General features: G+C 52.6%; 13 protein-coding genes. 8 read left to right on the forward strand and 5 right to left on the reverse strand.

The window, feature by feature from the left end; genetic code table 11:
* Positions 1-28 precede the first annotated feature (28 nt).
* The gene (locus tag BM181_RS11175; protein ID WP_075444963.1) at positions 29-1,447 is read right to left on the reverse strand and encodes an alanine/glycine:cation symporter family protein; all 1,419 of its coding nucleotides are present in this window, start codon (positions 1,445-1,447) and stop codon (positions 29-31) included.
* Between the two features lie 240 nt (positions 1,448-1,687).
* Positions 1,688-3,076, reverse strand: coding sequence for a pyruvate carboxylase subunit B (locus BM181_RS11180; protein ID WP_075444965.1), 1,389 nt, complete (start codon positions 3,074-3,076; stop codon positions 1,688-1,690).
* A gap of 377 nt (positions 3,077-3,453) precedes the next feature.
* Here BM181_RS11180 and BM181_RS15010 point away from each other — a divergent pair, with 377 nt between their 5' ends.
* From BM181_RS15010 to BM181_RS11195, 3 genes are all read left to right on the forward strand, one after another.
* Positions 3,454-4,086, forward strand: coding sequence for a hypothetical protein (locus BM181_RS15010; RefSeq protein WP_082336281.1), 633 nt, complete (start codon positions 3,454-3,456; stop codon positions 4,084-4,086).
* A 125-nt stretch (positions 4,087-4,211) separates the two neighbouring features.
* A complete protein-coding gene (locus BM181_RS11190) occupies positions 4,212-5,576 on the forward strand; it encodes a YjiH family protein (protein WP_177207204.1) in 1,365 nt (454 codons plus the stop codon).
* A 168-nt stretch (positions 5,577-5,744) separates the two neighbouring features.
* Positions 5,745-6,107 carry a hypothetical protein gene (locus BM181_RS11195; protein ID WP_075444969.1) on the forward strand — a complete coding sequence of 121 codons (363 nt, stop codon included), beginning with the start codon at positions 5,745-5,747 and terminating at the stop codon, positions 6,105-6,107.
* Between the two features lie 120 nt (positions 6,108-6,227).
* Here BM181_RS11195 and BM181_RS11200 read toward each other — a convergent pair whose 3' ends face one another.
* The 3 genes from BM181_RS11200 to BM181_RS11210 form a co-directional block, all read right to left on the reverse strand.
* Complete coding sequence (locus BM181_RS11200) at positions 6,228-6,656, reverse strand: FKBP-type peptidyl-prolyl cis-trans isomerase (RefSeq protein ID WP_075444971.1); 429 nt, start codon at positions 6,654-6,656, stop codon at positions 6,228-6,230.
* 82 nt (positions 6,657-6,738) lie between these two features.
* Positions 6,739-7,911: a MalY/PatB family protein gene (locus BM181_RS11205; protein WP_075444973.1), complete on the reverse strand. Its 1,173-nt coding sequence runs from the start codon at positions 7,909-7,911 to the stop codon at positions 6,739-6,741.
* Positions 7,912-7,934: 23 nt separating this feature from the next.
* Positions 7,935-9,074 carry a trans-sulfuration enzyme family protein gene (locus BM181_RS11210; protein WP_075444975.1) on the reverse strand — a complete coding sequence of 380 codons (1,140 nt, stop codon included), beginning with the start codon at positions 9,072-9,074 and terminating at the stop codon, positions 7,935-7,937.
* Positions 9,075-9,321: 247 nt separating this feature from the next.
* Here BM181_RS11210 and BM181_RS11215 point away from each other — a divergent pair, with 247 nt between their 5' ends.
* The 5 genes from BM181_RS11215 to BM181_RS11235 are packed head-to-tail and all read left to right on the forward strand — an operon-like array spanning position 9,322 to position 13,519.
* Positions 9,322-10,320 (forward strand): uroporphyrinogen decarboxylase family protein, encoded by a 999-nt coding sequence (locus BM181_RS11215; RefSeq protein WP_075444977.1) that lies wholly within the window; start codon positions 9,322-9,324, stop codon positions 10,318-10,320.
* 54 nt (positions 10,321-10,374) lie between these two features.
* Positions 10,375-11,229, forward strand: coding sequence for a transporter substrate-binding domain-containing protein (locus BM181_RS11220; RefSeq protein ID WP_075444979.1), 855 nt, complete (start codon positions 10,375-10,377; stop codon positions 11,227-11,229).
* 24 nt (positions 11,230-11,253) lie between these two features.
* Positions 11,254-12,042 carry an amino acid ABC transporter permease gene (locus BM181_RS11225; protein WP_075444981.1) on the forward strand — a complete coding sequence of 263 codons (789 nt, stop codon included), beginning with the start codon at positions 11,254-11,256 and terminating at the stop codon, positions 12,040-12,042.
* Positions 12,026-12,733, forward strand: coding sequence for an amino acid ABC transporter permease (locus tag BM181_RS11230; RefSeq protein ID WP_075444983.1), 708 nt, complete (start codon positions 12,026-12,028; stop codon positions 12,731-12,733). The genes BM181_RS11225 and BM181_RS11230 overlap by 17 nt, the downstream gene beginning before the upstream one ends.
* Positions 12,734-12,751: 18 nt before the next feature.
* A complete protein-coding gene (locus tag BM181_RS11235; RefSeq protein ID WP_075444985.1) occupies positions 12,752-13,519 on the forward strand; it encodes an amino acid ABC transporter ATP-binding protein in 768 nt (255 codons plus the stop codon).
* Positions 13,520-13,534: the final 15 nt, after the last annotated feature.

Raw genomic sequence — 13,534 nt, forward strand, 5'->3', positions numbered from 1 at the left:
GGATAGCCCGGCCTTTTCGTATGCGGTATTATTTTTTATCGATGCCCCAGGCATGGATGCCGGTTTCGTCGCCGAGGATGGCCGGATCGAATACCGGCTCAGTGACGCCGCGGCGTTTCTGGTCAAGGTAGTCAGCCAGTGCGATGCGGACGCGTTTGCTGAGGCGGGCAATCGCGTAGAGGTTGGTCAGGCACAAAAAGCCCATGAAGAGGTCGGCCAGGTTCCAGACCAGCGAGAGTTCTGCGATGCTGCCGAAGAATACCATGGCGACGCAGAGGAGACGGAAAACGTTCAGGGACGTCTTGGATTTCTTCTCGAAGAAGGCGATGTTGATTTCGCCGTAGTAGTAGTTGCCGCAGATGGAGCTGAAGGCAAACATCATGATCATGATGGAGACGCAAATCGGTGCCAGGGTGCCGAAGAGGCTGGCAAGCGATGCCTGCGCGAGCGCGGCACCGGTTACTTCGCCGCCGATGACATACTGGCCCGAGAGCAGGATGATGAAAGCGGAAGCGGAGCAGACGAGCCAGGTATCGACATAGACGCCGAAGGCCTGGACAAGGCCCTGCTTGACCGGATGCGTAACGTCAGCCGTAGCGGCGGCATTCGGTACGGAGCCTTCGCCGGCCTCGTTGGAGAACAGGCCGCGCTTGACGCCCGTGAGGATGGCCGAGCCGAGACCACCGCCGACTGCAGCCTGCGGGGAGAAGGCATCGTGGACAATCAGGGCAAACATGCCCGGGACTTTATCGAGGTTGAAGAGGATAACGGCAATGGCCGTCAGGATGTAGAGGCCGGCCATGATGGGGACCAGGAACTCCGTGAATTTGGCGATGCGAGTCATGCCGCCGAAGATGACAAGTGCCGTGAGGACACAGAGAACGACGGCCGTGCCGAGCTGCGGGATGCCGAAGGCATTCTGCACGGACAGTGCGATGGTGTTGGATTGTACGGAGTTATAGATAAGACCGTAGGTAACGGCGATGAGGATAGCGAAGAGTTTAGCGACGCCAGGCTGCTTGAGGGCATTCTGGATGTAGTAAGCTGGGCCGCCATGGAAGGCATTGTTGCCGCGTGGCAGCTTGTAGATCTGGGCCAGCGTGCTCTCGACGAAGCCGGTAGCGCAGCCAATGAAAGCGATAACCCACATCCAGAAGACCGCACCCGGGCCGCCGGTAACGATTGCGATAGCCACACCGGCAATGTTGCCGACACCGACACGGGAGGCAGTCGAGACGCAGAATGCCTGGAAGGAGCTGATGGATTTGCCCGTTGTCTTTTCGCCGATGCCATCCGTCAGCAGGCGGATCATTTCCGGCAGCAGGCGCAGCTGGACAAATTTTGTCGACAGTGTGAAGCAAAGGCCGCAGCCGACAAGGACAGCAATGAGGACATAGGACCAAAGGACATTATTGACCTCATTGACGACAGTGTTTAATAAATCCATGAATATACCTCTTTTCCAATAAAATAAGCCTTTTGTTCCTACCACAAAGAGAGCACACGTCACACATGTACCGGATAGTTGCAAAAGGCGTCGTTGCCCTAAAGATATAATAAAAATTACATATCTATTATAGCGTTTTGGATTAGTAGCTGTCAAGTTTGTGTTAGTTTGTATACCAAAACAGCTCCGCAGGATTGTGCGGAGCTGTTGACTTATGAGATAACAGGAGATTTCGTGTTATCAAGCTTTTTTGTAAGCCGTGATCTTCTGGTAATGGTTCTGGAAGAACTCTTCGGCAACCTGCGGGAACAGGGCATAGGAGAGTACATCCTCTTCGGACGGATTCAGATAGCCTTTTTCCTTGAGCTCGGCTTCGAACTCAGCGAAGGTCTTGGCTTTAGCGTCCTCGATCGAGCAATCCTCGATGATGTCTTCTGGTGCGATGCCCAGCGTCTTCGTGAGGAAGTCGCGATCGATAGCGACCGGCGTACGGCCAAATTTACCACGGGCGAGGTCTTTGAATTCTTTCGGAACCATCTTATAGCGCTCGCCGCTCATGACGTTAAAGGTTGCCATCGTGCCGACAATCTGCGAGGACGGCGTGACGAGCGGCGGGTAGCCGAGGTCTTTGCGGACGCGCGGCATCTCATCGAGCAGATCCTGATATTTGTCTTCCATGCCGGCTTCTTTGAGCTGGTTGGCGAGGTTCGAGAGCATGCCGCCCGGAATCTGGAAGTCGAGGACGTTCGGGTTAATATCGAAATAGCCTTTGAGGTTGAATTCGTTGATGATGCGTTTCTTGACACTGAGGAAGTGCTTGGAAATCGGCGTGAGTTTCTGGACGTCGATGCCCGTATCGTATTCCGTGCCCTCAAGTGCGCGGACCATCGTTTCCGTGCATGGCTGGGACGTGTCCGAGGAGAACGGAGCAAGGGCCGTATCGATGATGTCGACACCGGCTTCGATGGCTTTGAGGTAGGTTGCATGGCCGAAACCGGACGTGCAGTGCGTGTGGAGCTCGACCGGGATGTCAAGCGCAGCCTTGAGCTTCTTGACGAGGTCTTCGGCTACATACGGCTTGAGCAGGCCGGACATATCTTTGATGCAGACGGAGTGGCAGCCCATATCCTGCAGCTCTTTAGCCAGCTCGACGAATTTTTCGTTTGTATGGACCGGGCTGATGGTATAGACGAGACAGCCCTGGACTTCCGGCTTCTCCGGGCAGTTGAGCGCTGCATTGATGGCAACTTTGAGGTTGCGGACGTCGTTCAAGGCATCGAAGATGCGGAATACGCCGACACCGTGCTGGGATGCCTTCTGAACGAATTTTTCTACGACATCGTTGGAGTAGTGATTATAGCCCAGGAGATTCTGGCCGCGCAGCAGCATCTGGATCGGGGTGTTGAGATTGGCCTTCAAGGTGTCGAGCCGCTCCCAAGGATCTTCGCCGAGGAAACGCAGGCAGGTATCGAACGTTGCACCGCCCCAGGCTTCGAGTGCCTTGTAACCTACCGCGTCAAGGGCCTCAAGCTGTGGGAGCATATCTTCGATACGCATGCGCGTTGCGCACAAGGACTGATGACCGTCACGCAGGACCGTCTCCATAATCTGAACTGGTTTCTTTGCCATAATCAACACTCTCCTCTAAATTATTGATACATAACTATCGATTATTGATGTTATGGTATCGAAAGGCCTGGTTTTTGTTTTTGTATTGCAGATGAAGCCTTGATAGCATTGGCTTGCAAGACTGTCTGCACATTTAATATCACAAGAATAGTATAGGTACTAAAAAGTTCTTTGTCAATGGAAAATGTGATTCTTTTCTCAAACTATAACTAATTTGAATTATAGTCTTGGTTTATCGTGCAATAGTTTATTTTAAGGTTTGTTTTTGCGGTTCGGAAGGGCTGCGGATTCTTTGCTGGACAAAACGGGCAAATCTGCGGTACTATGTTACGTAGATTGCATTTATATAATATTAAAGTGGATAGGAAGACGGATTGATGGATGATCGTGTATCAAAACTGCATATGATGGTTGTGGTTCTGCTGGTGATGGCAGTGATTGGCGCAGTGGGATTTTTCAGCGTAGTGGAATATTCCAAGCAGCAGCTTCTGACTGACAGCCTTGCGAAGGGCAAGGCCATGCTGGCGGAGCAGGATTACCAGTCGGCCCGTGTGTATCTGTCTATGTTTGAAGAAAAGGGAAAGACGGAGCTCGGGTATAATCTCTATGGTTTTACGGCGGCGATGCTTGCCTACCGGACGTATCTGGGAACTGGCGACATCAATCAGCTGCAAGTGGCCAGTGATTATCTTGCACAGATCAATATGGGGAATCTGGCGGGCTATGCGGGCAAGGCGCAGGAGCTGAAAGCGAAGGTCGATGACTGCCTGGCCTCCTATCAGGAGCAGGTGGAGGCACAGCAGCAGGCTGAGGCCGCAGCGGCAGCGGCTGAGGAAGAGAAAAAGGCACCCAAAGCCGAGGCCAGAACGGAAAAGGCAGCCCGCGCGGCAGAGGAGAAGACTGCAGCACCGAAAGAAGCGGCGGCAAAGTCAAAAGCGGCGCCAGCGCCGAAAGCAGCTGCGGCACCACCGCCGAAGGCCGCGGCACCAGCTGGCAAGGACAAAAAATAACGAAAACAGATAGAAGGAAAACAGTGCTTGCAGGAGCACTGTTTTTTATATTTATGCAGAAATGCTTGCATTTTTTTGCAAATAAGGTATGATAGATAAGTATGATTCAAGAAAGAAGGAAGCGAATGGAACGGACAACGGAATTCGGGGCAGAAATAAGTAAAGGGTATTCCTGGAAGACAAAGCTGAAATTCCTGCTTTGCTCAGGCTTTGGCTGCTTTATGTTTCTGTTTCCTCTCAACAACTCAGACAGTGATTTCAACACGGTGCTCAGCGTATTGACTGAGATGCTGGATAAGGCCGTGCAGGTAAATCTGCCCTGGCTGCTTACTGTGATCGTGGTGGTTTCGGCGCTCGGGGCGCTGATGGGGCTGTTTTGGCGGCCGGCGGCAATCCGCAAGATAGACTGGCTGGCCGATTTGCTGTTCGTGTCGCGGCCCTATGCCGTGACGCGCTTGGTCGCCCTGTTTGTCACGCTTTGCGTGGCTTTGGGGGCAGGGCCGGAAATCGTGCGCAGTGATGATGTGGGCGGCAGCATGGTGTCGCTGTCACAGACCTTGATTGCGATTGCGGTAACGCTGAGCTTTGTTTTGCCGTTCTTGACCGATTGCGGCATCATGGAGTTTACAGGCATATTATTGAAACCTCTGATCCGTCCCTTGTTCCGCGTGCCGGGGCGGGCATCGGTGGACCTCATTGCCTCATGGCTGGCCTCTTCGAATACGGCTGTGTTGATTACGGGGAACCAGTATCAGAGTGGTTTTTACAGCAAGCGCGAAGCGGCGTCGATCATGACGAATTTCTCGCTCGTATCGATACCTTTTTGCATGGTCGTGGCAGAGACCTTGCATGTGACGCAGCATTTCCTGCTGCTCTATGCATCGGTCACGGCGATTGGCCTCTTGCTGGCTGCTATTGGCGTGCGTATCCGGCCGCTGTCAGCTATTCCTGACAGTTATTGTGGGGAGAAGAAAATCAACGAAGAAGTGCCGCCCGATGTTTCGCTTTGGCGCTGGGCCTGGGCGGCAGCGCTGAATCGTGCCGAGAGATTCAATCTGCGCGTGGCACTCGATGCAGCCGTCAAGATGACAATCGGAATCATCCTGGATCTTATCCCGATTGTCATTGCCTGGGGCACGATCGGTACCTTGCTGGTCAATGAAACGGCCATCATGCAGTGGATTTCCTATCCGATGGGCCTGTATCTGAGTCTTTTTGGTGTCGAGGGCGCTTTCCAGATTGCGCCGGCGACGCTGGTGGGCTTTATCGATATGTTCATCCCGGCTTTGATTACGAGCCAGGATTTGCCAGCTGCTACGCGGTTCCTCGTTGCTGGTTTGTCGCTCGTGCAGATCATCTATCTGACCGAGGTCGGCAGTATCATCGTCAAATCCGGCGTCGGGCTGGATTTCAAGCGCCTGTTTATCATCTTTTTGGAGCGCACGATCATTGCCATTCCGCTGCTGGTGCTGGTATCGCATTTGCTTTGACCGGTCAATTGGTCTGGCTGTGAGAATTTGACATGTCAAAAACGCTGTGTACAAAGTGCACGGCGTTTTTTTTTATCAAATTATTAGTTGCCTTATATAAACTTTTAACGAAACGCGACGATAATATAAGTGTAGGTTGTTTGTGGTGCAGGAAAGGAGGTGGAGCGGATGAGTATCCAGGCGATAAATGCGGCCAGCAGAATGCAGTATGGAGAGCAGCCGGAAAAGCCGGCAGCGTATGTCCGGAAGACGGCACAACCTGCATCCTTCAGTGATATCTTGGAAAGTCTGACAAGTGCGCCGGCTGCAAGTGACAGCAGTGTTGCGACAGTGACGGTTACCAAGGTTTTGCCTGACGGTTCGTTAGTTCTCGTCAAGATGCAGGGGAACCAGGTGATTTCCCAGTCGAAGCTGAGTGGTGCCAGTGTCCAGATGCAGCAAAATATGCTGGGGTCTTCAGGTGTACTTCCGCAGGAGTATCTGGCGAAAAGTACGTCTGCGGCGGGCTCTCTGTTCAGTGCGTCGATTTGATGAGAGGATTTGTCGATTGATGGCTATAGGATGGATGGATCGGGATAATGGAATATCATAAGAAAAGAAAGCGGCCCACATCATGATGGATGTGAGCCGCTTTCTTTTCTTATGTTTTTCTTATGCTTCGACTTCGACAAGCTCAATCTTGAAATTGAGCTCTTTGCCTGCCATTTCATGGTTGGCATCAAAGGTAATCGTTGTAGCGGTTTTTTCCGTTACAGTCACGGGAACCGGCTGGCCCAGCGAGTTCTGCAGGGCAACGCGCTGGCCGACCTCCAAGCCCTCGGAACCTGGCAGCTGGCTGATTTCCATCGTGACGATGTTTTCCTCCGACGGCATGCCATAGGCTTCTTCCGGCTGCAGGTGGATGTCCTTGGTTTCGCCGACCGCCATATCTTTGACGGCTTCGTCGAAGCCTTTGATCATCATGCCGGCACCGCAGACAAACTCGAGTGGTTCGCCACGGTCATAGGACGAATCGAATTTCGTGCCATCGTTGAGCGTGCCGGTGTAGTGTACTTTGACTTTTTTATTTTCGTTGCTCATGAATATGCTCCTATCGTAAAAGGTTTGTAAAACTTTATCAGTATAGCATATTTCGGCAGAGTTTGCCATGGATAGATGGCCGTCAGGGGCGGAAGGCGCTGGCCAGCTGCTCGAGCCCCTGCTTTAGCGTATGCCAGGGGCAGGCGATGTTGATGCGCTGGAATCCTTGGCCGGCAGGGCCGAAGATATGGCCGCTGTCGAGCCAGAGCTTGGCTTTATGGATGATCCGTTCATCCAGCTCGTCATCGGTAAGGCCGTAGGCGGAAAAATCCAGCCAAAGCAAATAGGTGCCTTCGGGCTCAATCAAGCGTACCTGTGGAAGTTCCTGCTGCAGGTACGCTTTTGTTTTTTGGTAGTTGCTTTCCAGATATGTGCGCAATTCGCAGAGCCATTCTTCGCCATGGGTATAGGCGGCTTGGGCGGCGAAGAGTCCCAGGCTGTTTGGCTGGCTATAGCCGGCTGCGGCCAGTTCATGCTTGAATTTCCGGCGCAGCGAGCCGTTTTCGATGAAGATGTTCGATAGCTGCAGGCCCGCAAGATTGAAGGTCTTGCTCGGGGCGGTACAGGTAATGACACGCTGGGCGATTTGGGGAGACAGCGATGCGAGTACGGTATGTTTGTAACCAGGCCGGACGAACTCGTGATGGATTTCGTCGGCCACGATGAGCACATCGTGCCGCTCGCAAATATCTGCCAGGCGCAGGAGTTCCTCACGGCTCCAGACGCGGCCCACTGGATTGTGCGGGCTGCAGAGCAGGAAGAGCTTGACATTTTCCTTGGCGATTTTGTTCGCGAGGTCAGCAAAATCGATGCTATAGTGCCCGCCTTGTTCCTGCAGCGGACTGTTGACCAGCCGGCGGCCGTTGTCCGTGATGGATTCCGTGAACGGGTAGTAGACTGGCTGCTGGATGAGGATGCCGTCGCCAGGCTGGGTAAAGGCGCGGATCGCTGTGCAAAGTGCAAAGACAACGCCTGGCGTTATGACAAGAGCATCTGCAGAGGGCGTCCAGTTGTGATGTCGATGGAACCAGTTGAGCAGGGTGTCCTTGTAGGCAGCTTTCGGGTCCGTGTAGCCAAAGATGCCATGGGCTACGCGGTGCGAAAGTTCGTCGAGGACAGGCTGCGGTGCCCGAAAATCCATATCGGCAACCCAAAAGGGCAGGATATCTGTAGGATAGCCACGCTCGGCAGCAAAATCGTATTTGAGGCAGGAGGTGCCACGGCGGTCGATGATTTCGTCAAAATTGGTGGGCATGGGAAACGCTCCTTTCGGTGGGGTCAGCCCTGCAGGGCCTGGCCAAGGTCGGCAATGATGTCGTCAGCATCTTCGATACCGACAGACAGGCGCAGCAGGCGGTCATCAAGGCCGGTGCGTGCCAAGAGCTCTGCGGGCATTTCGGCATGGGTTTGTGCCAATGGATAGGTCAGCAGTGTTTCCACGCCGCCGAGGCTTTCGGCAAAGCAGATAAGGTGCAGCTTTCCAAGTGCCGCTTTTGCCAATTCGGTCGTCTTGACTTTGAAAGAGATCATGCTGCCGTTGCCTGTGGCCTGACATCGCTGCAATTCGTAGCCAGGATGGCTGGGAAGGCCTACATAATAAACGTCGGTGACAGCCGGATGGGTTTGCAGCCACTGGGCGATCTTCAAGGCATTTTCAGACTGGCGCTCGACGCGCAGGCCAAGCGTCTTGATGCTGCGCAGCAGCAGCCAGGAATCCAGCGGCGAAAGGTTCGGGCCTTCGGATTTGATGAACAGCTCCAGCTGCTGGGCGTAGTCGGCTTTGGCCTCGCGGACGACAAGGATGCCGGCGATGATGTCGTTATGGCCGCAGAGGTATTTGGTGGCGCTGTGCAAAACGATATCGGCACCAAGGGTCAGTGGTTTTTGGAAATGCGGTGATAGGAAGGTATTGTCAACGATGAGCAGGGCATCGTTGTCGTGTGCCAGCCTGGCCAGCGCTTGGATATCGCTGATGCGCATCATGGGATTGGAGGGCGTTTCGATAAATATGCCTTTAGTAGCCGGCTTTATATGGGCGGCGGTCAGTTCGAGATCGGCCGTATCTACATATTCGAATTGGATGTTGTAGCGTGTGTAGATGTCGTTAGCCAGACGGACGGTGCCACCATAAAGGTCCTCGGATAGCAGGACATGGTCGCCGGGCTGGAAGAGGTGCAGGACCATATTGATGGCAGCCATGCCGGAGGACAGCGCCCAGCTGCGCTCGCCACGCTCCAGCAGCGCCATGGTCTTCTCGAGCTCGTCGCGGGTCGGATTGGCGACGCGGCCATAATCGTAGCCGGTACTCTGCTGGAACGCAGGATGGCGATAAGTCGCAGATGTATAGATGGGGGCACTGATAGCACCCGTGGAATCGAATGTATGTGTACCGTGAACTTCGAGCGAAAAGTCGTGCATAGGAATTCCTCCTTGTATAGGTATATCATATTTCTTTGGTATGTTAAATATGATATACGGAAAGCATGTTGCTGTCAATGTTTTTTCGTTTTTATATATATATTAGTTAGATTTTGCCAGTGGAAAAATAAGTTTACAAAATTACAAATACATACTTGACATATATGATAATTTGAATTATGATAGCTACAACGACTAGATAAAACATACATGTTAACTATGAAATACAAGACAGAGGTGGATGTTTATGACAATCAACAGAAAACAACTGGTACTCGATGCTTTAGATGGAAAAGACGTGGAACGGATCCCGTCAGGATTCTGGTTTCACTTTCTTGATGATGAGATTGGTTCGGATGCCTTTGCTCATCCAGAACTGAGTCAGAAAGTACTGGCAAAACAGATTGAGTATATCGATTCGTTCCGGCCCGATTACGTCAAGATCATGACGGATGGTTTCTTCCATTACAATCATCCACAGGTTGCGGCGGCTCAGCGTGTAGAAGACCTCAAGGATCTGCAGCCGCTGGCAGAGGATGATCCCTGGTTCACCCGGCAGATTGAGTATGCGCGGCAGCTGGTGCAGCGCTACGGTGATGAGATTGCATTGTTCTACAATGTCTTTGGTGCTAACACAACATTTCGTTTCATGCAGTCCCATTGGGAGAAGGGCGAAGAGAAACTCGTTTCCTTTATCCGCGAAGACAAAGAAACGGTCCGTGAGGCCTTCGATGTGATCTCTTCCGATTTGGCGAAATTGGCCAAACGGCTAATCACGGAGGCACATGTTACAGGTATCTATTTCAGCGTGCAGAACCTGCTCGGCGATGGCATTACCCGTGAAATCTACGAGGATGTGCTGGCACCGGGCGAGAAGAAGATCCTGGCGGCAGCGAACAGCGTCAGTGACTACAATATCCTGCATGTCTGCGGCTATGCCGGTCACCACAACCGCCTCGAGTGGTATGAGGACTACGAGGTCAAAGCCGTCAACTGGGCGGTTTCCGTTGAGCATGTATCATTGGAAGAAGGCCAGCAGATCTTCGACGGACGCACGGTCATCGGCGGATTTGGCAACCTTACTTCTGATGTGCTCTACAGTGGCAGTAAAGAGGAAATCCAGCAGGAAACGCGCCGGCTCATCGCCAAGGCTGGCCGCCGCGGCGTTATCCTCGGAGCTGACTGCACGGTGCCGAGAGATATTGACTGGCAACATCTTGAATGGGTGCGCGAGGCCGCTGTCTGAAGACGTATAGATGCTGTGGGTAGGAGGATAGATTTTTATTAGGAGGAATTCATGATGAATATTCGCAAGATAGGGAAACTCATTACGGCAGGTCTTTTGGCAGGTGTGCTCACGGTGGCAGCTGGCTGCGGCGGCAATAAAGCGGCAGATAAGCCGGCCGATGGCAAGAAGGTCATCACCGTGGCGCATACCAACTATTATGTACCGTATGATTATGTCAATGAACAGGGCGAGTCGGATGGCTTTGAGGTCGCAGTCATGAAGGAAGTGGCCAAGAAACTGCCGCAGTATGAATTCAAATTCGTACCGACGTCCGATGATGATCTGCTCATCGGTGTGGAGTCTGGCAAGTATAACGTGGGGACGAAGGGCATTTGGATTACGGATGCGCGCAAGAAAAAATATGTATTCCCGAAAAACAATATCGGTGCCAGCGTAATTGGACTGGTCATCCGCAAAGATACGGCCAATGAGATCAAGGACTTGCCGTCCTTTGCACAGTTCAGCGGCAAGCTCGTACCGATTGCGCCGCAGGATGCACGCTACATGGTCATCGATTCGTACAACAAAGAGCATCAGGATAAGCCCATCAAGCTCGTTTCGTCGGAAGCTTTCCAGATTGCTGATGCCTATAGCTGGGTAATGGAAGGCCGCTATGATGCCTATCTGGAAGTCGAGCTCAGCTATAAGAACAACATCCAGAAAGAGGATGCACCGTATCATCAGTTCGACGATAAGCTGACGTATATCCGTTATAAGGGCATTCCGACGTATCCAATCTTCAACAAGAATGAGCAGCAGTTTGCCGATGAATACGATAAGGCCATTGAGGAGCTGCGCAGTGAAGGCAAGATTGCTGAGTTGGAGCAGAAGTATTTCGGGGAAAGCTTGTCTTCCTATCTGAAATAATCGAGACAGAAAGAAGGGGTTGCCATGGATACCAGAGCTTTTGATCCGGCCATGATTTTTACGGTCATGCCGGATCTGCTGGAATATCTTGATGTAACGCTGCTGGTAGGCGCTGGCAGTATCATAGGGGGATCGCTGCTGGGGATGCTGCTGGCCTGGGCGAAAATAGGCGGCACGCGCGGATTGCGCTGGCTGGCGCAGGGGTACACTTATGTCATGCGGTGCACACCGTCCATCGTCCTGCTGTTCATCGTGTTCTATGGGCTGCCTCAACTGATGGATGCACTGTTCTCATATAATATCAATCAGATGAATCGGGCGGTATTTGCTATTCTCACATTTGTGCTACTGTTTGGCGCCTATATATCGGAGGTGTTCCGGTCAGCATATCTGGCTGTACCACAGGGACAGTACGAGGCTGCGGTGAGCATCGGCATCCCGCCGATAAAGGCCTTTTTCCTGGTTATGCTGCCTCAGGCGGCCGTGGTTGCCCTGCCGAACTTTGCCAACTCGACCATCAATCTGTTGAAGGAAGGGGCGCTGGCTTATACCATCGGTTTGATTGACATGATAGGACAGGGGAATCTTATCATTGCTCAGAATTTCGGGGCCTATGGTATTGAGGTCTACACAGCCTGCATGCTGATCTATTGGGGGATGACTTTGCTGCTGGAACGAGTCTTTGACTGGCTGGAAGCACGTCTGGATAAGGGGCAGACGCTGGCTATCCGCAGCAAAGACGCGACGGGGAAAGAGAAGAATGGTTGGAAAGAGTGGCTGAAAGGAGGGGAAGCGCATGGAATTGGATTATGAGTTCATGGCCAGGACCTTTGGCGAAGTCTGGAAGGGGGCAGGTGTGACCTTGTCCTTGACGGCGCTGTCTCTGCTGCTGGCCTTCCTGCCGGCCTTCTATCTGGCAGTCTTGAGGATTCGGGGGAACTCCTCGAGCAGCCGGCTGGCGGCGCTTTATGTTTCCTTTGTGCGCGGTACGCCAATCATCCTGCAGATCCTGCTGCTATACAGTTTGTTGCCGAGCCTTATCCATGCGGTGCTCAAAGCGGCTGGTAGCAGCATCAACATTTTTGAGACAATCGATCCGTTCTGGTATGCAGTGGTTGTATTTGCTTTAAATACGACAGCCCTGCTGACGGAGGTCTTTCGCTCGGCACTGCTGAGTATACCGAAGGGCCAGCTTGAAGCAGGCCTGTCGATAGGCCTTTCGGAAGTCCAGACATATTTGCGCGTGATCATTCCGCAGGCACTGGTGGTGGCTTTGCCAGCTATCTGCAATATCACGGTCAATCTGATAAAGGGAACATCGCTTGCCTTCCTGATGACGGTCAAGGATGTCATGGCATTGGGCAAGATCGCAGCTTCGTATGGGTATAACTATATCGAAGCGTATCTGGATGTATTTCTGGTGTATCTGGTACTTTGCACGCTTGTCCAGTGGTCGTACCATTTTGCTGAGCGTCGTTTGGGAGCATTCCGCGGGAATGCATGATAGAAAGTGGGTGGTTGCATGTTGATGCAGATTCGTGGTGTACGTAAATCCTTTCAAGATAATACAGTCCTTCATGATGTGAATATGGATCTGAACCGCGGTGATGTGGTCGTTATCCTGGGGCCTTCTGGCTCGGGCAAAACGACGTTTCTTCGCTGTCTCAATTTCCTTGAGCAGGCTGATGCGGGGAGCATGGAGCTTGATGGGGTAAAACTTGACTTGTCAAAAGCGTCGTCCCAAGAGATTGCCGAGGTGCGCAAGAAAACAGCCTTTGTGTTCCAGAATTACAATCTTTTTGCCAATAAGACGGCGCTGGAAAATGTGACGCTGGGTCTTACGGCTGGACGTGGCATGGCAAAAGACGAGGCGAGGAAAATCGGACTGCGTGCTTTGCGCAAGGTTGGTCTTTCCGAGCGGGCGGATTACTATCCGTCCCAGCTCTCTGGCGGGCAGCAGCAGCGCGTAGGCATTGCGCGCGCTATTGCCGTTCGTCCGGATGTTGTCCTTTTTGATGAGCCGACGTCAGCGCTTGATCCGGAGCTGGTGGGCGAGGTGCTGCAAGTCATGCGGAGCCTGGCCGAGGAAGGCATGACCATGATCGTGGTCACGCACGAGATGAAATTTGCCCGCGATGTAGCCTCACATGTCATTTTCATGGCTGATGGTGTGGTTGTGGAAGAAGGGGCAAGTGAAGATTTCTTTACGAATCCGCAGCAGGAAAGGACAAAAAAATTCCTCAAGCGGATACTGCCGGAAACATATGAAGATCCGGCTGTGCGAATTTAAGGGAAGAAGGCTTTG

This window comes from Pseudoselenomonas ruminantium, from assembly GCF_900113715.1.
In the GTDB taxonomy this organism is placed as follows: domain Bacteria; phylum Bacillota; class Negativicutes; order Selenomonadales; family Selenomonadaceae; genus Selenomonas_A; species Selenomonas_A caprae.